The sequence below is a fragment of the Microbulbifer mixtoriginis (SeqCode) genome, assembly GCF_052467705.1.
In genome coordinates this window covers 1,742,931-1,764,622 of sequence record NZ_CP174322.1, presented here as the reverse complement: position 1 = coordinate 1,764,622, position 21,692 = coordinate 1,742,931, and the positions used below count along the sequence as shown (strand labels likewise).

The following is a 21,692-nucleotide window of genomic DNA, read 5'->3' as shown; positions in this document are numbered from 1 at the left end:
GTTATAGATACTTTGGTTATAGTTATATTGATTAATTTTTTTTAATTAACTTAGAGAGACAACTTTACTGAAGAGCCACCTTTAAGTCCTCAGCAGTCTGAGGGCCAACCAGTGTTTTTATCCAGCGACCATCTTCACCAATCACTAAAGTTGTAGGCAGTACTTCAGGCCAGGGTTGCCCCCAGCGGCCATCTGGCTCTTGGGCCAACAGCGGAAATTCTATGCCCAGTTTCTGCGCCTGCTCAATTGCTGCAGGTGTGGGCAAACCATCAAAATTAACCCCCACCACTACCACATCACTATTGGTTTGCGCCAACTCATTAAGTACCGGCACTTCTTCCCGACAGGGTTTGCACCACTCCGCCCAATAGTTGACCAGGACTATTTTCCCCTCGGTAACAACCGGCGCACCACTCACGGAGTGCAAACGGCTGTCACTCTCACAAGCGCTGATTACGCTTACCAAGAATAGAGAGGTTACTACCAGAGTTTTCTTCATTTTTTTTATTATCAGCAACATCATCCTGACCCTCCGCTTCCATAATTTCATTTTCTAAGTATTTTGGTATTTCCCTTTCACTGGCTTCGGCCTGCTCCTTTTCCAAGGCTGCGGTAAAAAGAGATCCAATTGTGATTCCCAGCTGTTCCCCGGCAGTCCCGCGCGCCTTGGCAAAACGACTCTCCACTTCGCTGTACCACTCGAACCCTTGTAAATCGCTTGGATTGCCACTGGGAATCCACTGAGGATTCAACCAACTGGAAAGCTCCATGAGCGATACCGCATTAAGATCGCGCAGTAGGACATAATCACTTCCGTCGGTCTGGGCTATCACCCGATGTGCCTGTAAGACATCCCGCAAGCGCCGCCACTGGCCAAATTTAATTCCCAGCAAAGAAATATCACGCTCGCGCAACGGTTTGCCATGCCACCCACCTTTAAACATTTGCCAGAGGACAATCAAAGTAGCGACCAGGTCTGAATGCTGACGGCCCTGGGTTGCAGCGCGATACACAGAAAGGGTTCGCACCAGTACACAGCCTGCCAGCACCAACATCCACATCATATAAATCCACAACAGGAACAAAGGCACAAAGGCAAAGGCCCCATAAATAGCCTGTACAGAACTGCGCGCAACGATGGCACCAAACAGGTATTTCATGACTTCAAAGGCAATAGAAGTGACCACCCCTCCCTCAATTCCATGGCGTAGGGACACATAGCAGTTAGGCACAGCGACAAAAAGCAGGGTGAAAACAATCGTGGTGAAAATAAAAGGCAGCACCCTCAGCACCACAGCCATCATGCCGATACCCTCTTCCCCACCTAAAAACAGCTTCTGTGAGAGCAAGAAAGTACTGGCAGCAAGCCCTGCCCCTAATAAGATGGGCCCAAGACTGAGAATGGCCCAGTACAAGAGAAAGCTCGAAACCCCACTGCGCCCACGGGATACATCCCAGATAGAATTAAAGGTACCCTCAATGCTGCGCAGTGTAAGCCCCGAAGTTACCACCAGCATGGCAATACCCAACCCGGTAAGCCGCTGCGCCTGGGCAGAAAAACTGCTGATATATTCCTGAACCTCACGCCCACTTTGCGGCACAAAGTGGGAAAAAAGCTGTTCCTGCAAGCGAGTCTGCAGGCCGGCAAAGTCCGGGAACAGCGACAGCATCGCAAAACTCACTGTCACCAGCGGCACTATGGCAAACAGAGTCATATAAGTGAGAGCCGCCGCACTTTTTTGGCAGTTTTTCTCCACAAATAAAGACCATAAAGAGGTCGCAAAGCGCCGCCATTGAACGAGCCAGTCTTTCACGCTTGATTTCAATTTCATTCCCTGTGTGCGACCTCCGCCAAATGCTGCGAGTACTCGACTTGCGCCTTAGAATTCCGCTACGGTATTCGGTTAGAATACGCCAAACAGTAACAGGATACCGACATAATGTGGACGATCTACCACAACCCGCGCTGCTCAAAATCCCGTCAAACCCTGCAATTGCTGCAGGACAACGGTGTGGAACCGGAAGTGATTCTCTACCTGCAAAACCCTCCTTCTGCTGAAGAGCTAAACCAGGTACTGCAAAAACTCGGCATCCCTGCACGCGACCTGTTGCGCACCGGAGAGGAGCCGTATAAGCAACTCAACCTGAAAGACGGGGACCTTGACGAAGCTCAGCTAATCAAGGCCATGGTAGAAAATCCCATCCTGATCCAGCGCCCGATCGTAGTAAGAGACGACAAAGCCACGATCGGCCGCCCACCAGAAAATGCGCTGGAGCTACTCTAAATGTCGCCCGAAAGCGAAGCCTATGTGCTGATTCTCTATTACAGCCGCAGCGGCGCCACTGCGCGCATGGCTGCTGAGCTAGCGCGGGGGGTGGAAGCCAGTGGTATCGCCGCACGCCTGCGCACCGTACCCGCAGTGTCTCCCGACTCCGAGGCCAGTCTGGCCCCTGTGCCAAGTGAGGGCGCGCCCTACTGCACCCTCGACGACCTGCGTCAGTGTGCAGGCCTGTTGATGGGCAGCCCCACCCGCTTTGGCAATATGGCATCACCGCTGCGCTATTTTCTCGACCAGACCAGCGACATTTGGCTGGATGGCAGCCTCACTGGCAAACCGGCTGCGGTCTTTACCGCCACCGGCAGCCTACACGGTGGTCAAGAGACCACACTTACCTCAATGATGCTGCCACTTCTACATCACGGCATGTTGATTGCTGGCATCCCCTACTCCGAAGCGGCCCTCATGCGGACCAGTACCGGCGGTACGCCCTACGGCGCTTCTCACTGGAATAAAGGGCATACCAGTGACCTGAGCGAAGATGAAATCACCCTGTGCAGGGCGCTCGGTACACGTGTCGGCCAACTGGCCCAGACCCTAGCGGTTCCAGCTGCCAAATAAAGGATTCAACGTGAACGACACTATTCAGCGCAAACTACACATTGCGCTCCGTATCAATTGGTTTTGCTATATCGGCCTGTTGGTGCTGTTTGCAGTGCGGAACCTGTTTGTCGAGGGGGGCTCTCTCTCCCTTTGGCTGATTCAGACAGTACCGTTACTGCTGGTGCTGCCGGGCCTGATCAAGCAACGTTATCGCAGTTATCTCTGGCTCTGTTTTATTCTGCTTTTGTACATTACCACCAGCATTGTCGACGTAATGATGCCTACACGAGGCTGGGAGGATGGCGTAATGATGGTTTTGAGCCTTATCCTATTCTTTTCTGCAATGATGAGCAGTCGCTGGCATCGCATGCAGTAACCCCATGACGGAATTTCCGCCAATGGTTCCAGACACAAAGGCGTGGAAACATGCGCTTTCCACGCACTGAGGAGTTTTGAGGTTTGACTGATTCACCCCAGAAAAAAGGGTTTGCCCGAGGCTTTTTAGCTGCGATTGGCGGCTCCATCACTTGGTTACGACGAGTATTCACCAATATCGTCTTCCTGCTGATTTTGCTGTTTCTAGGTATCGCCATTTTCAGCAAGGACGAGCGTTTAGTGGTTCCACAGGGCGCGGCCCTGCGCGTAGCGCCCCATGGCTTTCTTGTGGATGAACTGGCCCAGCCCGCCACTTTACCGATTTTCCTGGGCGGCAACCGCGGCCCCGCAGAGGTGCGCGTCAAAGATCTGGTAGACGCTATCGACAATGCCGCCACGGATAAACGTATCTCCTCACTGGTGCTAGAACTGGACCACATGGTGGGTGGCAGTCTCAGCAAGCTCGATGAAATAGGCGCTGCTCTACAACGCTTTAAAGCTGCGGACAAACCTATTTACGCTGTGGGTGACAACTTCACCCAACCTCAGTACTTCCTCGCCAGCCACGCAGATAAGGTCTACCTCAATCCTATGGGCTCAGTGATGCTCACCGGCTTCGGTGTTTATCGCAACTATTACAAGAGCGCCCTGGAGAAACTCAAAGTCAACTTCCATGTGTTCCGCGTGGGCGATTACAAAGACTTTATCGAGCCCTACACCCGTGACGATATGTCCCCCGCCTCGCGTGAAAACAACCAGCGCTGGCTGAATGAACTCTGGGGAGAATACAGCGAGCAGGTAACCGGCCTGCGCAACCTGCCCGCCGAGAGCATCGACCTGTTTATCAACGAGTTGCCACAAAAACTGCAGCAGCATCAGGGCAGTTGGGCCGAAGCCGCATTGGCCAATAAACTGGTGGACCAGCTCGCCAGCCGCATTGAGGCAATGGAGGAGCTGAAAAAGACCATCGGCGAAGATGATAGTAAAAAGCGCGAGTACAAGTTTATTGACGCCCTCGCCTACTTGCGCAGCCATAAACTTGCCGAGGCGGCCAAACCTATCCGGGAGTCCAAGAAAATTGGTCTGATCACCGCCAGTGGTTCTATTGTCGACGGCCAGGCACCTGCCGGTCGCATCGGCAGTGAAAGTCTCGGCAAATTAATCCAACGCGCCCGAGAAAAAGAAGTGGATGCCCTGGTACTGCGTATCGACAGCGGCGGCGGCTCCGCCTTTGCTTCCGAGGCCATTCGCCAGGAGTTGCTGGCTACCCGTGCAGCAAAAATTCCAGTGGTGATTTCCATGGGCAGTCTCGCCGCTTCCGGTGGCTACTGGATCGCTACTGGCGGCGATCGCATCTGGGCCTCCCCGGCCACGCTCACCGGCTCTATCGGTGTATTTGGCGCCTTCCCGACGTTTGAGAACTCCCTCGAGCATATCGGTGTTTACACCGATGGCGTAGGTACCTCGGACCTGGCCGGCAGTATGCGCCTGGATCGCGCCCTGTCGCCAGCAGCAGCCAGCATTCTGCAGCAAGGGGTGGATAACACCTATGCACGCTTCCTGCGTATTGTCGCCGAAGCCCGCGGCAGCACTCCCAAAGAGGTGCACAAGATTGCCCAGGGGCAGGTATGGACCGGCCGCGCCGCCAAGAAATTAGGATTGGTAGACGATCTCGGCAATCTCAGCGACGCCATCGCCGACGCCGCGCAGCTTGCTGAAATCGAAGAATACGACGTAGTAGAGATCCAGCGTGAACTGAGCCCCGGCGAAAAATTCCTGCGCGCTTTGAGCGACAATGTAGACGCGAAAATTGCCGCGAGCCTTGAAGCCAATCTGCCACTCGGCGCCTGGCTAAACAGCGTGCAGCCGGTATTGGCGCCAATCTCCGAGCTGCAGAGTTATCGCGACCCGCGCGCCCTCTATGTGCGCTGCCTGCCCTGCCAAGCGCCCTAAAGTTTTTCATCTCAACACCACATTCCGCCGCCGGCTCAATGCCGGCGCGGACGCCCGTAAAGCCCGCGTAATTCTTCCTTGGCCTGTTCCAGTAGTCGCCGCCTTTTCGCCGGCAGCCTCTGTCCCGCCCGGTTGATATAGAGCGTCAGCATAGACATAGCGGAGCGATAGGGGTCAGACTTGCGCCGCTGGCTGGATTCCGCAGCCGCTTTCAATCCCTGTGCGATCGCTTTCGGGTCCTCCAGGCTAAAGAGGCCCTCACTCAAATCCAGGGCATGGCTGTGGCGCGTGACCTCTTCCGACCAATTGGCCTTTTTGGCGGGACTCACCAACACCTCCACTCATTGGCTGACCCACCTAACTATATGGTGGCGGCGTCTATGTTGGTCGCACGAAGCAACTCAGACCTCGCTGTCAGTGATTTTGACCCGGCGCAGGGCACCACTTAAAGCCACCAGGGCAAAGGCGAGCAGACTTAAAATCCCCGCCCACAGCAAGGTGGTCAGGGGGGCAGCGTATTCACTCAAGACTCCAGCGGCCAGTGCCCCAAGAGCGGCGGAGCCAAACAGCGCAAACTGATAAATGGAGATGATGCGGCTGCGGTATTCCGCTGGGGCGAGCAACTGTACTATGCCGCGACCGAGGCCAGCGGAAGCCGCCGCCACCGCCCCCCAACACAGACACAGCAGGATTAGGCCAAACTTCGTAGGACCGAGGCTGATGGCAATCAACAGCGCTGCGCTATAGAGCAGGCACATAAGAATACCGCGCCCAGGTTCAGCCCCCTGGCCACGGCGCAACATAGTCACCGTAGCAATTACGGTACCAGCTACGAAGGCCAGTTGCAGCGTGGCGTAATAACCGGCGCCGCGACCGTAATCCTCCGCCAGCAGCGGCAGTACCACCAGAAAAACACCGATATGCACAAACCCATTAAAGGCCATCAACGCGGTCAACTCACGCAGTACTGGGTGACGCCAGGCCTGGGATAAGCCATCGAGAATCAGGCTGTGGGTGATTTTTTCCTTAATCATGCGGCTGGCCCCACTCGCGCGCAGACTAATCAAGGCTGTGGCCGCCAACAGCAATACCCCTATCTGTACTAACAGAAGGGCTTGCAGCCCCCAGTGTTCGAAGCGGCTCGCCAGCAACATCCCCACAGCCTGACCACCGTATTGGGCCAACATCATCCAGGTCACAGTTTTCTGCACCCGTCGCTCGGAGGTTTGCCCACCGCCTTGGCGTGCACTGCGCTGTACCAGATTGTCCCGCGCCGGTTGCAGGAAAGCGCTACAAATCCCAAGGCAAATACCGTAGAGCATCAATATCGGCAGGGAGATCATGGACAGGAGGTAAACCAGCAGCAGAGTTGTGTGGCAGAGGACCAGACCAATGCAAGCCAGTGCGGAGACAGTGGCCGGATCACGGCGGTCGGCCAGGGCACCGCCGAACAGCAGGAACACCAGATTGGGCAAAAGCACCGAAGCCTGCACCCAGCCCAGTTGCAGAGCCGGCAAATCCACCACGGTGAGCGCAATCCAGGGCAGGAGAATCACCTGCAGCCCGGTAGCCAGGGAAGTGCCACTGTAGCCCAGCAGAAATTTTTGCAGCCTATGAGGCATCTTACGCGATAGACTTTCCAAGAGTTAATGACCCGTCAGCCGATTTTTACGTACCGACACCCCAAAAGAGAGCCCCAAGCGCCAACGCAGTAGTCGGCGCAGCTCATTCAATGCTTCTTTATCCCCGCCATAAGCGGCACGCTCAAAGGCGTCTGTCGCACGCCCGGAAAACTCTGCCAATGGGGGACTCTCCAGTGCGATACGTTCGGCGAAGTCCCGCGGCGCCTCACCGGGTCGCCGTTTGATACCTGCCCGAGCCATGCGCTTACAGAAAACCGCATAGAGGCGCTCTACCACAGGCTGTTTTCGTCCTCGCCCAGTAAAACGGGTCCACAGAAGAATGCCAAATAGTACAACCGCCACCGGTGTGGCAAAAAAAAGGGCCATCCGCAGGGGGGAGAGCTCTCCCACCAGGCGCTGCAAGGTGTCCCGCTGTTTCTCACTATCAAAACTAATCACGGTCTGATACCAGCGGTAATTGATCATGTCCCACTGCAGGCGCAGCTTCACCAGAATATCGAAGCGGTGCACCGGCAGTAGCGAATCCCGCATAAACTCCTCCCCGGCAGCGCTCTCCAGACCATCCCGGACCCGCTCCGGGGCAACCGCAGCAGTGGGGTCCACCCTCTGCCAGCCGCGTCCATCGAGCCAGATCTCGGCCCACGCATGGGCGTCGTACTCGCGCACCAGCAGGTACTCCTCACCACTCACCCACTCGCCACCCTGGTAACCCGCCACCACCCGTGCCGGCACTCCGGCGGCGCGCATGGCAAAAACATAGCTGCCGGCAAAGTGCTCACAGAATCCCTTTTGGCTGTCAAACAGGAATTCATCCACACTGTCTCTGCCGAGTGCTGGTGGGCTCAAGGTATAAGTGAATTCGCGATTGTAGAGGGCCAGTAACTGTGACGAGATCTCCTCACCGCTCAACCCCCTGCGGCGCAGGCGCTCCACCCAGTCTCGGATGCGCAAGTTTCCATCTGCCGGTAGCTGCAAATTGCGACGGCGCTCGGCACCGCTGAGTGTGGACTGAATAACCTGGGAATCCCGGGGCCAAGAACGCACCTCATAGGCAAAGCGACTATATACCGGGGAACGTTTTACCAACCGGTCGTCCGTGGTTTCTCCTACTCCCGCGCTGTCCGAGGCGGGTCTTGCCAGGGCGAACAACCAAGGGCTGCGGCTCGCCTCCTGGATCACCTGGTAGCGGTAGCGCGGGCCGACTTGTGGCAGTGGACGTTCGCCACTATTCCAGTACACCCGGCCACCATTGCGCGGGTCCACACCAAAACCCTGCCGCCAGGTACGCCCATCGAATTCGGAGTACACCAGCCCTCGCCAATAACGTTGCTCCGGCGGCGGTATGGGTCCATCGAAAGAGATACGCAGTGCCGGCTTGGCGGATTTGGATAAGCGGGTGAAATCACCCGGTGCCATAGAGTCACTCACACCAGTGCGGCCGGCAGAAGTATCCTGGGGCACATTCCACAGAGGGCCCAGGCGCGGCATAACCACAAACAGCAGCAGCATCAAGGGTGTAGCCTGCGCCAACAATCTCAAGGAGAGCCCCAAGGCCCGACGCGGCCGCGCACTGAAGCTTCCCAGCTGTGCTGCCAGTGCAGCGGTAATCACCAGGGTCGCGATCAATCCGTAGAGGGCATAGGGAATCGATTGCTCACGCACAAACAGGGTCGCGGCAACAAAATAGGCCAGCAACAAACTGACAAAGGCATCGCGGCGGCTGACTAATTCCAGGTTTTTCAGGGTAAAGGACAGAGCCAGCAGCGCCACCATCGGCTCCAGTGCAAACCAACGCTGGTAGGTTTGCGCCAAACCCGCCACTGTAAGCGCAATCACCAATAGTTTGAGGGCGCGCCCTGGCAGATCACGGCGCCCGCGAAAGACCTCCAAGCGCCAATAGACCGCAAAAGCCCAGGCAAAACCAATCCACAGTGGCAACTGGCTCAGCTGTGGCAGCAGGGCGACAAACTGCGCAGCGAAAATCCACAGTAGGCTTTCGCGCGGCAATAGATCCCGATTGCTCGCCATCAGCCACCCCACTTGGGAAACAGGGCCAGCGCTGACAACACTCGCTGCTGGTGCTCGGTGCCGAGAGAGGGCGGCAAAGTAGTGCCGGGGATGCGCAGGCCATAGGCAATTCCCTGCTTCTCTGCCTGCAAGACCCAATCACACAGGTTGCTCAGGCGGGTCTCTACATCGCGCCCATCCAACAACTCCCAGTCGAGCCAGAGACGGGTATCGGTGCGGCTCTCATACTCCTTGCTATAGAGATCGCGACCGGCGGCATATTGCTTCCAGGCCAAATGGCGCAAGGAATCACCGGGCTGGTAGGGTTTGAGAGAGGCATAATCATCCCCGCCGCGACGTACCTGGCCGGATGTACCCTCTGCCTGGGCCTCTCCCAGTGGCAGGGGGCCAGCGGCGAGTGGTCGCGGATACACCAGGAATTCAACATCCAGGTCGATGCGGCTCCAGCAGCGAAACAGCCCCAGTGGAAAGCGGCTCTCGACTCTTAAGCGCGGCGCCTGAGTTCGTCCCCGCTGCAGGGCTGGCAGCGCAATACGGAAGTCCGCCGAGGGCTCCTCACAGAGATCCACATATGCGCCCTCTTCCGGTGGCCAACAAATTTGTATCCACTCCCGTTGGCGTTTGTCCGCTCGGCTCAGATTAATATGTGCCTCGGCGAAATCGCCGGCAAAGGCCGCTTCAGTGCCCAGCAATTGCAGGCGCAGTCCACTCAAATTGGCGAAGGTATGCACAGGCAAGATAACGAAGACACTGATCAGCAAAAAGGTCAGGGCAAAAACCAGATTGTTCTCGTAATTGGTGGCCAGCAGCCAAAGCAAAGCGGTTATCAATAAATAACCAAGCCCCGCGCGGGTGGGCAGGATAAATAGGCGGCTGTGATTTAGGGTGATGTCCCGTGAGCGAGGCGCTCGTCGGCTGAGCCAGCGCTCACCCAGCCTGCGAAAAAAATTGCGCGAGCTTGTACTGGAAGCCTGTCGGGGAAGGTCGCGGATCACACTCATCTGTTTAGGCCGCGATAATATCCACCTGGCGCATAAGGCGCTCTACCAGCTGATCGCCATTGCCGCCATCACTCTGCAAACGGTGCCCAGCCACCGAGGGCAGCACCGCCTGGATATCTTCCGGCAGGACATGGCCGCGATTATGAATCAGCGCCCAGGCCTTGGCAGCACGCAGCAGCGCCAGTGCCCCTCGGGGCGATAAACCCACCGCACAATCTGGGCTCTGGCGGGTATGCAACACCAAACGCTCTAAATAATCGAGCAGACTGTCAGAAGCCTTCACCTGCCCCACCAGACTTTGCATTTTTTTCAGAGTAGCGAGGTCGATACGCGGCTTTAGCTTGGCCAGCTGTTGGCGGGGATCAGCGCCTAAATACAGGGCCCGCTCAGCTTCGCGGTTGGGGTAACCGAGGCTGATGCGCATCAGGAATCGGTCCAGTTGTGACTCCGGCAGGGCAAAAGTACCGGACTGCTGCAGTGGGTTCTGGGTGGCAATCACAAAGAAAGGCTGTGGCAACGCGCGGGTTTCGCCGTCGACACTGACCTGGCGCTCCTCCATTGCCTCAAGCAAAGCACTCTGAGTTTTGGGAGAGGAACGATTGATCTCATCGGCCAGCAGTAGCTGGCTGAAAACCGGCCCCTCATGAAAATGAAACTGCCCGGATTCCCGCTCAAAAATTGATACACCGAGAATATCCGCCGGCAGCATATCGCTGGTAAATTGCACGCGTTTATAGGAGAGACCGAACACCTGCGCCAGAGCATGGGCCAGGGTGGTCTTGCCCATACCTGGCAGGTCTTCAATCAACAGGTGACCTTTTGACAAAAGGCAGGCCAAGGCCAACTTCACCTGACGCTCTTTTCCCAGCAAAACACTGCCAATATCGGAAACGATGGCGGAAACTATTTTTTGCACGGCAAATCCATTACTGCTCATTTTTTTCTCAGGCCAAGGAGCGGCCCGGTGTAAGCACCCGCCAACGCTGTGGGGCGGGTGCTATGGTGCCAAACTCGCAAAAAAGCAAATTTGGCACCCGCTATTAATCATAGGAAGACAGGGGGTGCCCTGGTTTAAGCAAAGGCCCTGCAAAGCGCCTACAACAAAGACAGTCCCCGCATCAGATCGCGCTTCAGGTCTTCTGCATTCTCCAATCCGACGGAAATACGAATCAGGTTTTCGGTGATGCCCGCGCGAGCCTTGTCCTCATCACTGAGACGCCCGTGGGTGGTAGTGGCCGGGTGTACGATAGTGCTCTTGGCATCGCCGAGGTTAGCGGTGCAAGACAGGATTTTACAGTTGTCGATCACCTTCCAGGCTTCCTCGCGACCACCGCGCACGGAAAAGCTCAACACCGCACCAAAGGCATCCTGTTGTTCGCGGGCCAAGCGGTGCTGGGGGTGTTTGGGCAAGCCGGTGTAGTTGACCTTTTCCACCATCTCCTGTTCATCAAGCCACCAGGCCAGGTCCAGGGCGTTGGTGCAGTGGGCCTGCATACGCAGCTTGAGCGTTTCCAAGCCTTTAAGGAAAATCCAGGCGTTAAACGGGCTCATACTGGGGCCGGCAGTACGCAGGAACACCACCAGCTCATCCATAACCTCTTTGCGACCCACGGCGACACCGCCCAGGGCGCGCCCCTGGCCATCGAGGAATTTGGTAGCGGAGTGCACCACGATATCGGCGCCAAGCGCCAGTGGGCGCTGCAGGGCCGGAGTACAGAAACAGTTATCCACCACCAATAGAGCGCCGGCGCTGTGGGCCACCTCCGCCAGCGCGCGGATATCCGCCACTTCACACAGGGGGTTGGAAGGGGTTTCCATAAACAGCAGCTTGGTGGAGCCATCCACCGCCTGCTTCCAGGCATCCATATCGGTGAGATCCACATAGCTCACACGCACGCCGAATTTTTCCATATAGCGGCCAAACAGCGCGGTGGTGGTACCAAACACACTGCGAGAGCAAATCACCCGGTCGCCACTTTTCAGCAGTGCCATACAAATACTGAGGATCGCGGCCATACCACTGGCCGTGGCTACCGCAGCCTCGCCACCTTCGAGCGCGGCGATGCGCTGCTCGAACATACGAACAGTGGGGTTGGTGTAGCGAGAGTAAACGTTGCCGACACTCTCGCCGGTAAAGCGCGCAGCGGCTTCTGCAGCAGAGGGGAATACGTAACTGGAGGTGAGATAGAGGGCTTCGGAGTGCTCGCCCTCTTCCGAGCGGACCTGCCCGGCGCGAACGGCCAGAGTTTCCAGAGCGTAACCGTCGTCTTCAAACATATACCGCTTCCTAGTCAGTATTTTTTGGAAGCGGTCATATTAACCGAAACAGTCGTGCATGGCGCCCTCTTCTGCCGTGAACAGAGCGCCGCCGGAGATAACTTACAGAGTGCTGGTGTCGGCCTTCTTGTGCTTGGCCTCGTCGTTGCGCGCCGCGTGAAGGCTATCGAGGTAATCTTCGTCAACATCGCCGGTAATATAGTTACCGTCGAAAACGGAGCAGTCGAACTGATCGATTTTCTGCTTACCTCCGCTGGAACTTACGACCAAGTCTTCCAAGTCTTGGTAAATCAACCAGTCTGCACCGATTTCTTCACAGATCTCTTCAGTCGTGCGGTCGTGCGCAACCAGCTCACTGGCAGACGGCATATCAATACCATACACGTTGGGGTACTTCACCGCTGGCGCCGCGCTGGCGAAATAGACTTTCGCGGCACCCGCATCGCGAGCCATCTGAATGATCTGCTTACAAGTGGTACCGCGCACAATGGAGTCATCCACTAACAGCACATTCTTACCGCGGAATTCCAGCTCGATAGCATTCAGCTTTTGGCGCACTGATTTCTTACGCTGTTTCTGCCCAGGCATGATAAAGGTACGGCCGATATAGCGGTTCTTCACCATCCCCTCACGGAATTTCACCCCCAGCCGGTGTGCCACAGTCTGGCCGGCGGTGCGGGCGGAATCGGGAATGGGGATCACTACGTCGATATCGTGGTCGGGGCGCAGGCGCAGAATCTTGTCTGCCAGGTGCTCACCCTGACGCAAACGCGCCTTGTGTACGGAAACGCCATCCATAATGGAATCCGGGCGGGCGAAGTACACATGTTCAAAAATGCAGGGGGTCAGGGTCGGGTTTTCCGCGCACTGCTCAGAGTGCACAGTACCGTCCAGCTCGATATACAGCGCTTCACCGGGGGCCACATCGCGCACCAGGGTGTAACCCAGTACATCCAGGGCGACAGACTCAGAGGCCACCATATACTCGGTGCCTTTCTCGGTCTCACGCTTACCGTAAACCAGCGGGCGAATACCGTTGGGATCGCGGAAGGCGACGATACCGTAACCCACAATCAGGGCCACACAGGCATAGGCGCCGCGCACACGTTTGTGCACACCGCGCATGGCGGTAAAGATATCTTCAGCCTTAGGCTGCAGCTTATGCAACTTGTGCAGCTCATGGGCGAATACATTGAGCAGCACTTCGGAATCGGAATCCGTATTAATGTGGCGTAGATCCTGCTGGAAGATCTCTTCAACCACATCCCGCACATTGGTGAGATTGCCATTGTGTGCCATGGCAATGCCATAGGGGGAGTTCACATAGAAAGGCTGCGCCAGGGCGGGACCGGAACTGCCCGCAGTGGGGTAGCGCACATGGCCGATACCAAAGTTACCTTTCAGGCGCTCCATATGGCGCGCGCGGAATACATCGCGCACCAGACCGTTGGCTTTTTGCTGGTTCAGGCGATCATCGTCACAGGTCACGATGCCCGCAGCATCCTGCCCCCTGTGCTGCAACAGAGTGAGCCCATCATAGAGCTGCAGATTGACATCACTCTTACCGACGATACCGACGATACCACACATATATTTGACCCTATTGATCGAAAAAGCGGCGCTAGCGCCCGATTAAAATAACTCTACGAAATAGTCCTTCACAGACTTGGCCAGCTCCCGCGCACTGCCCTCAAATTCGAGGAAATGGGGGATTAACACCGACTCACTCCACCAACTATCCTGCTCCACCGGCACCAGTGCCGGGGCCAGAATCAGCAGTGCCATCACCACAATGGCCCCACGCGCCAGACCAAACACCATGCCCAGTACCCTGTCGGTACCCGATAAGCCAGTGGCCTCAACAAAAGCGGAGAGCATCATATTCAAAAGCGCCCCAGCCAGGAGCGTTCCGAAGAACAGAATGGCGAAGGCGGCAATCGCCTGGAGGGATGGGGTGTCGACAAGGTTTGAAAGCAGTGGCGCCAGCTGTTCGCGAAACATCATCGCGACCACAAAAGCGGCGATCCAGGTGAGCAGTGACAGGGTTTCGCGCACGAAACCTCGACTAAGGCCGATAAGTGTGGAGATACCCACAATAGCCAGAATGGTCCAGTCAGCCCAATTCATTCAACCCTACCTGCGTGGCGGCTGCTGCCGCGAAGAGCGCGCATTCTAACTTAAGGGGCTAAGCGCGTGAAGCCGTAGACGAATCGATTGGAATTTCCTTTCCAAACTGCAAAACTCCGTAGATTAATCACCTTACGGCAGTGGATTTATGCCAAAAAAAGCGCAGATGAATTGCCCTTTAGACGTGCCTCTGCGTGAGGACAGCCACGGGGCAAACAACCAGAGCAAGAAGTGAAAGAAGCCCGGCCAATATCCCAGCCATCCGCGAAATACTGGCACAAGCTGGATCGGTTGCCGCTACTTTGGTGACCAGACCGGCACACCCTCTTTACCGAAGTGCCAGCCCGCCGCAAGCCACAGAAACCTCAAGCTTTGAAGCGAAGCACCAGGGTTTGCGCCTGCAGTAGTGCGTCCAGCTCCCGCTTAATAGTCTGTGCGTCGGTTTTATTCACTTTCGGCCCTACAAAGACCCGCACAAAGCGCCCCTTATCCGTTTCCACAGCGCGGGTGTACGCGCGATACCCCTCATCCATCAAGCGCATGCGCAGCTGCTGTGCACGGGAATCATCTTTGTAGGAGGCCACCTGAACCACCCAGGCCATCGGCTGCCCCTGATCATCAACCAATGGCGATGCCGCCTGCTTGGCAGTATCAACTTCCACTGATGAAGTGGAATCATTTGTATCTTTTCCCTTCCCCAGCTGTGTATCGGCGGCAGCAAATTTTGCCGCACCCTCTGCGGGGTTAGAGAACTTCTCGGGTACTTCCGGCTGAAAAATTTCCCCAGCCTTCGGTGCTGGCGCCACACCGGCAACAGGCTCCGGCTGAGCAATCTCAATAGGGCTGATATCCGGCTCTGCCGGGATCTGGCTTACCTCGCTGATATGCCCCTTTGACTCCCGGTCCAGCAGACTTGGCAGGAAAATCACGGCGAGCGCAATCAGCACCAGCGCACCGACAATACGCTGTTTAAAGCCGTCGTTCAGCCGCCCTCTGCGGGAGGCCTTATCCTCGCAATTCTCCATTACCCTCGTCTCGCATCTGCTGCAGAACTTCCGCCACAGTAAAGAAGGATCCATATACAAGCAACCTATCCTGTGGATTGAGGGTTGGCAGCAGTTGCCGCAACCCTTCAGCCACTGTTGGACAGCGACGATCCACATTCGTCTCATCTACCCCAGCTTCTAGCAGACCGGCGCAGAGTGCCTCACCCTCTGCGGCACGACCATTTTCCGGCAGCAAGGCCGGGTGCCAGCGATCTACCAACTTGCGCAGAGGAGCGAATAGACCGACGAGATCTTTATCTTCCATCGCCGCAACCAAGGCGTGGGTCTTCCCCTCCACCGGATTGGCCTTCAACCAAGTAGCCAAGTGTTCAGCCGCCGCCGGATTATGCCCCACATCCAACAGCAGATTTCGCTCACGCCAGTAGACTTGCTGGCAGCGCCCAGGCAGGGCTATTTGGGCCAAGGCAGCCTCTATTCCCTCCTGGGGTAAAGCATCCAGAAGTGTCAGCGCGGTAAGCCCAGCAGCAATACTGGGTCGCGGCAAAGTGATATCCGGTATTGACAGAACCAAATCGCCAAAGTGATAAATCTCACTCTCACCACTTGAAGAGATATTAAAATCCTGCCCGATAAAATAACTGGAACTGGCCTGCTTTTCTGACGCAGACAGCACAGATTGGGGTGGAGAGCTATCTGCACAGACAAAAGGAGCCCCGGGACGCAGAATGCCCGCTTTCTCGCGGCCGATGACTTCCCGATCGCTTCCAAGCCAATCCTCGTGATCTACTGCCACGCTGGTAATAATCGCCAAGTCGGCATCCACCAAGTTGACCGCATCCAACCGACCACCGAGACCGACTTCCAGCAAAGCATATTGCACCTTCATGCGCTGGTATAACCACAGGGCAGCCAGGGTCGTGAACTCAAAATAGGTAAGACTGGTTTCCCCGCGAGCAGCCTCCACCGCGACAAAGGACTCCACCAACTGCTGATCGGATACCTCCTCGCCATTAATGCGTATCCGCTCATTGAAACGCAATAGGTGTGGAGAACTGTAAGCGCCGACGGAGTAGCCGGCGCGGCACAAGAGTGCCTCCATAGTCGCTACGCAGGAGCCCTTGCCATTGGTTCCAGCCACGGTAATCACCGTTGGGGCGGGTTTTTGCACCCCCAGGGCAGCTGCAACCGAAGAGACACGCTCAAGACCGAGTTCGATTTCAGAGGGGTGCAGCCGCTCCAGGCGGGTGAGCCAATCTTGTAGTGAGGACATAATTGGATAGATCGCTGGTGGGAGGCAGCAGCCAGGCTTTTACTGACTGCTCTTAAGGACCTCCGGGGAATTGGGAAATAATTAATTACCGCTCAGTTTACCCAATAAGCGCGAGACGGTGGTACGCATATCCTTGCGTGGAATAATCATATCGATGGCGCCATGTTCCAGTAGGAATTCACTGCGCTGGAAGCCCTTGGGCAACTTCTGGCGGATGGTCTGCTCGATAATATTGGGGCCGGCAAATCCGGCACGCGCACCTGGCTCGGCCGCATTGATATCGCCCAGCAGGGCCAAAGAGGCTGAAACGCCGCCGTACACTGGGTCGGTCATAATGGAGATATAGGGTACTCCCGCCATCTTCATTTTTTCCAACACCGCCGAGGTCTTGGCCATCTGCATCAAAGAGATCAGGGCCTCCTGCATACGCGCCCCACCGGTGGCAGAAAAGCACACCAGCGGAATACGCTGTTCCAAAGCGCGTTGGGCCGCGCGGGTAAAGCGTTCACCCACCACATAGCCCATGGAACCGCCGTGGAAGGCAAATTCGAAGGCCACCGCTACCAAGGGCTCTCCATTCAGGGTACCTTGCATGGCGATCAGTGCATCTTTTTCGCCAGTGGATTTTTGTGCTTGCAAAAGACGGTCTTTGTACTTTTTGACGTCTTTAAACTTCAGGCGGTCCACTGGCAACACATCGGTAGCCAGCTCTTCGCGTCCATCTTCATCGAGGAATATATCCAGGCGACGGCGGGCGCCGATGCGCAAATGGTGGTCGCACTTGGGGCACACATCCAGGTTGCGCTCCAGCTCCGGGCGGTAAAGCATGGCGTCACACTTGACGCACTTCTTCCATACCCCCTCTGGGACCTTGCTGCTGCCGGCACGTCGCTCGGTGCGAATTACCGCGGGAACAATTTTTTCTAACCAGCTCATCTCGTTTCCAAATCCGGATGCTTTCTGTAGGCCGGTGCATTTTACCGACCGGTGAGTTTCAGGCTACGAATTAAAACACTAAGCTGAACATCAAACTGAGCCAGATCAGCCGCTATTTTTGGTGATCTGGCCAGTTTTTCGCTTAAACTTGGGTGAAAGCCTAGCGGTCCAGTGCCTGGCGCATCTCGCTGACGATTTCCCCCAGCCTCGCCTTGGCTGCGACTAGGTCCGCAGCTTCATCCACCGCGGACACCAGTACACTGCCCACTACCGCCCCGTCGCCATGGGCACTGACTGAGCGCGCCGAGTTGCCATCTTTGATACCGAAACCCACACACAAGGGCAGATCAGTGAAACGGCGAATATGTTCGAGGTTATCGCGCACAGAATCCAGGTCCAAATGGCCAGCACCGGTGACCCCTTTCAGGGAGACGTAATACACAAAACCGCTGGCCAGGCCGGTAATCTCGCGAATACGCTCTTCGGTGGTGGTGGGCGTCAGCAGGAAGATATTGCGCAGGTTGCGCTCCGCCAAGAGCTTGTTGAGCGGCCCCGCCTCCTCCGCCGGCAGGTCCACCGTAAGGGCGCCATCAACTCCGGCCTCTAGCGCCGCATCGGCGAACTCCCGCTCACCCATTCGCAAGATCGGATTGGCATACCCCATCAGGATAACCGGGGTCTCCGCATCCACCTGGCGAAACTCTTTCACCAGCGCCAGGCACTTACGCAAAGAGGCGCCGTTGGCCAGGGCGCGCTCATGCCCTTTCTGGATTACCGGCCCTTCGGCCATGGGATCGGAGAAAGGCACCCCCAGTTCAATAATATCCGCACCACTGGCCACCAACTGATGCATCAAGGGTACGGTATTTTCCAAGCCGCCATCGCCGGCGACGATATAAGTTACCAGGGCCTTGCGGCCTTCACCTCGCAGTCTCGCAAAGCGGCGATCAATTCTATTTTGTTCTGTCACTGTGTATTCCCTGAGCTACTTCTGGCCTAGTGCCAGCTCACTTGGTCACGATTATTTCGATATGCCCACCCGGGCAGGTGGGCAGAACGCCGCTAAACCTCAATGCCATCAATAGCGGCAACGGTGAAAATATCTTTGTCCCCCCGGCCGGAGAGGTTCACCACGATATTTTGCTCAGGCGCCATTTCAGCTGCGAGCTTCATCGCATAAGCAACCGCGTGGCTAGACTCCAACGCCGGCAGAATACCCTCGGTGCGGGTTAGGCGACGGAAGGCATCGAGCGCTTCTTTATCATCGGCGGTAACATACTCCACACGGCCGATATCTTTGAGCCAGGCGTGCTCGGGGCCAACACCGGGGTAATCGAGGCCCGCTGAAACGGAGTGGGTTTCGATAATCTGGCCGTCCTCATCTTCCATCAGGTAGGTACGGTTGCCGTGCAGAACACCGGGAATACCATCGTTGAGTGGCGCCGCGTGCCTACCAGAGGCCAGGCCTTCACCACCAGCTTCAACGCCAAACATCTTCACCTCTGAATCATTGAGGAAGGGGTGGAACAGACCAATAGCATTGGAACCACCACCTACACACGCCACCAGGGCGTCGGGCAACTGACCAAAGCGCTCCAGACTCTGACGGCGCGCTTCGCGACCGATAATAGAATTGAAATCCCGCACCAATTGCGGATAGGGGTGAGGGCCAGCCACTGTACCAATAATGTAAAAAGTATTATCGACATTCGTTACCCAGTCACGCATGGCCTCATTCATGGCGTCTTTGAGGGTCTTGGAACCGGACTCCACCGGTACGACTTCGGCACCCAACAACTTCATGCGGTAGACATTGGGGGACTGGCGTTTGACGTCTTCAGCGCCCATATAAACGGTGCACTGCAACCCCAAACGCGCGGCTACGGTAGCGGTGGCCACACCGTGCTGGCCTGCGCCGGTTTCGGCAATAACACGACTCTTACCACTGTGCTTTGCCAACAACGCCTGGCCCACGGTGTTATTTACTTTGTGTGCACCGGTGTGATTGAGATCTTCGCGCTTAAGCCAGATTCGCGCACCGCCCGCCTGCTCAGTCAGTCGCTCAGCAAGATACAGCGGCGATGGCCTGCCTACGTAGTGCGCCAGATCGTGATCAAAGGCAGCGACGAAATCCGGATCATCTTTCAGGCGACTATACATTGCCTGAAGCTCATCCAGTGCGCTGATCAGCGTCTCCGATACAAAGCGACCGCCGTAGGGACCAAAATGTCCGCTCGCATCCGGGAAGGTGGAAAAATCGATAGCACCTGGCTTACTCACACTCATACTCCGTGGGTCACGTGGTTTTTAAACTATTTGCCTATTTATTAATGCTTGAATAGTTCCTCCTGAACTATTCAAGCATCGCCAGAAAATACTGGCGCAGATGCGTGGATCTGCTGGTATTTACTGGCTCGCGCCGGCACTGCCGGCAGCGACACATTCTTGTGGCGCTAAAATATTCTGTCTAGCCAGCTAGTTGTTCTTAGCTGCACGAATAAAAGCACTCACTTTTTGCCGATCCTTGATACCCGGCGCCTGCTCTACGCCGCCGCTGACATCCACTCCCAGAGGCCGCGCTGCCGATATTGCAGCAACAACATTATCCGCTGTCAGTCCACCGGCAAGCACTATGGACCGGCCGCTTTCCTGAGGAACCCTATCCCAGTCAAAAGTCTCACCGGTACCACCGGGAACACCAGGGCGATAGGCATCCAGTAAAAACCCGCGCGCTTTGGGGTGCTCCTGCATTGCTGCGACAACATCCAAGCCCTCCTTCATACGCAGGGCCTTGATATAGGGCCGGCGAAACTGTTCGCAGTAACGGGCAGCTTCCTCACCGTGAAATTGTAATAAATTAAGAGGAACCAACCCCAAAGTCTGGTCCACTTCACTCTGGGCAGCATCCACAAACAGGCCGGTCAGGGTAACGAAGGGAGGAACCGCCTCGGCAATCACTGCCGCAACCTGCGGATCGATATAGCGGGGACTCGCCTTGTAGAAAACCAATCCCAGTGCATCCGCACCGGCATCAATCGCCATCAGGGCATCTTCTACACGGGTGATGCCGCAAATTTTCACTTGCATCGCTTAACCTGGAGCCAGCCGAGCGGCCAACAAAAATGAGGGAACGCTGGATACTAGCAGATTGACACCGGGGGCGAAACGCGTGCTATTCAAGTGGCGTAGCAGCCTCACGGCTGCATCGGAAGCAAAAGCTAGCTGTTAAGGCTGTGCCAGTGAGCCGAGCGGCAGAGGCACCAGCAGAGGACCCGGATCACAGCTAGGCAACTGAAACTCCTTCGGGTATTGCACATCCACCAGATACAAACCAAATGGCGGCGCGGTAACTCCACCCGCGGAGCGGTCGCGCCTCTCCAGCACTTCTCCCACCCAACTCGAGCTGCGCTCACCCCGGCCCACCGCCATCAGCACACCGGTAATATTGCGCACCATATGATGCAAGAACGCATTGGCGCTCACTTCCAGCACGATCAGCTGGCCAACACGGGCAATATCCAAGCGGGTAATTTCCCGCACAGGGCTTTTGGCCTGACACTGGGAAGCGCGGAAACTGGTGAAATCCTGGCGGCCAATCAAGTGCTTCGCCCCCTCGCGCATGGCATCCAGATCCAGTGGATGCTGGGTCCAGGTCACCTCTGACGAGCTGTGCGCCGAGCGGGTCGGGGCACTGTGAATCAAATAGCGATAAGTCCGCGCATGGGCGGAAAAACGCGCATGAAATTGCGCCGGCATCTCACGAACCCAGCGCACACGCACAGAATCCGGTAACTTGGTATTCACCCCTTGAACCCAGGCGCGCTCCGGGCGCTGGGCACGGGTATCGAAATGAATCACCTGATTGGTGGCATGCACACCGGCATCAGTTCGCCCAGCACAGACCAGGGTGACCGGCTCTGCCGCAATATTTGACAGGGCACGCTCCAGGTGGGCCTGCACAGTTTCCGCCGCTGACTTCTGCTTTTGAAAACCGTGTAACCGCGCACCGCAGTACTCAACTCCCAGCGCAATACGACGCAACCCCTCGGGCAGTTGCTCGCCAGGGGGAACTTCGCCATTGGCCTTGTAAATATATTCGCGTTCAATTGCCTGCGTCATAACGGCAAAATTACTCTATTGATGCCACCTCAAAGTCGAGGAGAGCGTAAAAAAGCAAAATCCAACAATCTGGA

Annotated in this window: 21 protein-coding genes; 4 read left to right on the top strand and 17 right to left on the bottom strand. The window is 56.4% G+C overall.

Features of this window, described 5'->3' with window-relative positions; all coding sequences use genetic code 11:
- Positions 1 to 64 precede the first annotated feature (64 nt).
- Positions 65 to 499, bottom strand: a complete 435-nt coding sequence (locus ACJJIB_RS07785) for a TlpA family protein disulfide reductase (protein ID WP_444888454.1) — start codon at positions 497 to 499, stop codon at positions 65 to 67.
- Entirely contained in the window at positions 441 to 1,832 is a 1,392-nt protein-coding gene (locus ACJJIB_RS07780; RefSeq protein ID WP_444888453.1) for a YihY family inner membrane protein, read from the bottom strand. The genes ACJJIB_RS07785 and ACJJIB_RS07780 overlap by 59 nt, the downstream gene beginning before the upstream one ends.
- A gap of 108 nt (positions 1,833 to 1,940) precedes the next feature.
- Between ACJJIB_RS07780 and arsC the strand changes: the two genes are divergently transcribed.
- From arsC to sppA, 4 genes are all read left to right on the top strand, one after another.
- Positions 1,941 to 2,285: an arsenate reductase (glutaredoxin) gene (gene arsC / locus ACJJIB_RS07775; RefSeq protein ID WP_252085180.1), complete on the top strand. Its 345-nt coding sequence runs from the start codon at positions 1,941 to 1,943 to the stop codon at positions 2,283 to 2,285.
- Positions 2,286 to 2,900 carry an NAD(P)H:quinone oxidoreductase gene (wrbA, locus tag ACJJIB_RS07770; RefSeq protein WP_444888452.1) on the top strand — a complete coding sequence of 205 codons (615 nt, stop codon included), beginning with the start codon at positions 2,286 to 2,288 and terminating at the stop codon, positions 2,898 to 2,900.
- A gap of 10 nt (positions 2,901 to 2,910) precedes the next feature.
- Complete coding sequence (locus ACJJIB_RS07765) at positions 2,911 to 3,258, top strand: DUF2069 domain-containing protein (protein ID WP_444888451.1); 348 nt, start codon at positions 2,911 to 2,913, stop codon at positions 3,256 to 3,258.
- An 83-nt stretch (positions 3,259 to 3,341) separates the two neighbouring features.
- Positions 3,342 to 5,210, top strand: coding sequence for a signal peptide peptidase SppA (sppA, locus tag ACJJIB_RS07760; protein ID WP_444888450.1), 1,869 nt, complete (start codon positions 3,342 to 3,344; stop codon positions 5,208 to 5,210).
- A 35-nt stretch (positions 5,211 to 5,245) separates the two neighbouring features.
- On the opposite strand, the gene ACJJIB_RS07755 is transcribed toward sppA, so the two are convergent.
- From ACJJIB_RS07755 to truA, 15 genes are all read right to left on the bottom strand, one after another.
- Entirely contained in the window at positions 5,246 to 5,539 is a 294-nt protein-coding gene (locus ACJJIB_RS07755; protein ID WP_444888449.1) for a DUF3175 domain-containing protein, read from the bottom strand.
- Between the two features lie 72 nt (positions 5,540 to 5,611).
- Entirely contained in the window at positions 5,612 to 6,832 is a 1,221-nt protein-coding gene (locus ACJJIB_RS07750; RefSeq protein WP_444888448.1) for an MFS transporter, read from the bottom strand.
- 24 nt (positions 6,833 to 6,856) lie between these two features.
- Positions 6,857 to 8,881: a transglutaminase TgpA family protein gene (locus tag ACJJIB_RS07745; RefSeq protein ID WP_444888447.1), complete on the bottom strand. Its 2,025-nt coding sequence runs from the start codon at positions 8,879 to 8,881 to the stop codon at positions 6,857 to 6,859.
- On the bottom strand, positions 8,881 to 9,882 hold the full coding sequence (locus tag ACJJIB_RS07740) for a DUF58 domain-containing protein (RefSeq protein ID WP_444888446.1): 1,002 nt from the start codon (positions 9,880 to 9,882) through the stop codon (positions 8,881 to 8,883). The genes ACJJIB_RS07745 and ACJJIB_RS07740 overlap by 1 nt, the downstream gene beginning before the upstream one ends.
- A gap of 4 nt (positions 9,883 to 9,886) precedes the next feature.
- Positions 9,887 to 10,798: an AAA family ATPase gene (locus ACJJIB_RS07735; RefSeq protein WP_444885921.1), complete on the bottom strand. Its 912-nt coding sequence runs from the start codon at positions 10,796 to 10,798 to the stop codon at positions 9,887 to 9,889.
- Positions 10,799 to 10,977: 179 nt separating this feature from the next.
- Positions 10,978 to 12,159 carry an O-succinylhomoserine sulfhydrylase gene (locus tag ACJJIB_RS07730; protein WP_444888445.1) on the bottom strand — a complete coding sequence of 394 codons (1,182 nt, stop codon included), beginning with the start codon at positions 12,157 to 12,159 and terminating at the stop codon, positions 10,978 to 10,980.
- Between the two features lie 102 nt (positions 12,160 to 12,261).
- Entirely contained in the window at positions 12,262 to 13,749 is a 1,488-nt protein-coding gene (gene purF / locus ACJJIB_RS07725; protein WP_444885603.1) for an amidophosphoribosyltransferase, read from the bottom strand.
- A 42-nt stretch (positions 13,750 to 13,791) separates the two neighbouring features.
- The gene (locus ACJJIB_RS07720) at positions 13,792 to 14,286 is read right to left on the bottom strand and encodes a CvpA family protein (RefSeq protein WP_252085170.1); all 495 of its coding nucleotides are present in this window, start codon (positions 14,284 to 14,286) and stop codon (positions 13,792 to 13,794) included.
- Positions 14,287 to 14,651: 365 nt separating this feature from the next.
- Positions 14,652 to 15,311: an SPOR domain-containing protein gene (locus tag ACJJIB_RS07715; protein WP_444888444.1), complete on the bottom strand. Its 660-nt coding sequence runs from the start codon at positions 15,309 to 15,311 to the stop codon at positions 14,652 to 14,654.
- Entirely contained in the window at positions 15,292 to 16,563 is a 1,272-nt protein-coding gene (gene folC, locus ACJJIB_RS07710) for a bifunctional tetrahydrofolate synthase/dihydrofolate synthase (protein ID WP_444888443.1), read from the bottom strand. Before folC ends, ACJJIB_RS07715 begins: the two co-directional genes overlap by 20 nt.
- A gap of 81 nt (positions 16,564 to 16,644) precedes the next feature.
- Entirely contained in the window at positions 16,645 to 17,499 is an 855-nt protein-coding gene (accD, locus tag ACJJIB_RS07705; RefSeq protein ID WP_252085167.1) for an acetyl-CoA carboxylase, carboxyltransferase subunit beta, read from the bottom strand.
- 160 nt (positions 17,500 to 17,659) lie between these two features.
- Positions 17,660 to 18,469: a tryptophan synthase subunit alpha gene (gene trpA / locus ACJJIB_RS07700; RefSeq protein ID WP_444888442.1), complete on the bottom strand. Its 810-nt coding sequence runs from the start codon at positions 18,467 to 18,469 to the stop codon at positions 17,660 to 17,662.
- A gap of 92 nt (positions 18,470 to 18,561) precedes the next feature.
- Positions 18,562 to 19,785 (bottom strand): tryptophan synthase subunit beta, encoded by a 1,224-nt coding sequence (gene trpB / locus ACJJIB_RS07695; protein ID WP_444888441.1) that lies wholly within the window; start codon positions 19,783 to 19,785, stop codon positions 18,562 to 18,564.
- A 189-nt stretch (positions 19,786 to 19,974) separates the two neighbouring features.
- The gene (locus tag ACJJIB_RS07690; RefSeq protein ID WP_444888440.1) at positions 19,975 to 20,586 is read right to left on the bottom strand and encodes a phosphoribosylanthranilate isomerase; all 612 of its coding nucleotides are present in this window, start codon (positions 20,584 to 20,586) and stop codon (positions 19,975 to 19,977) included.
- Positions 20,587 to 20,724: 138 nt separating this feature from the next.
- Positions 20,725 to 21,618, bottom strand: a complete 894-nt coding sequence (gene truA, locus ACJJIB_RS07685; protein WP_444888439.1) for a tRNA pseudouridine(38-40) synthase TruA — start codon at positions 21,616 to 21,618, stop codon at positions 20,725 to 20,727.
- Between the last annotated feature and the right edge of the window lie 74 nt (positions 21,619 to 21,692).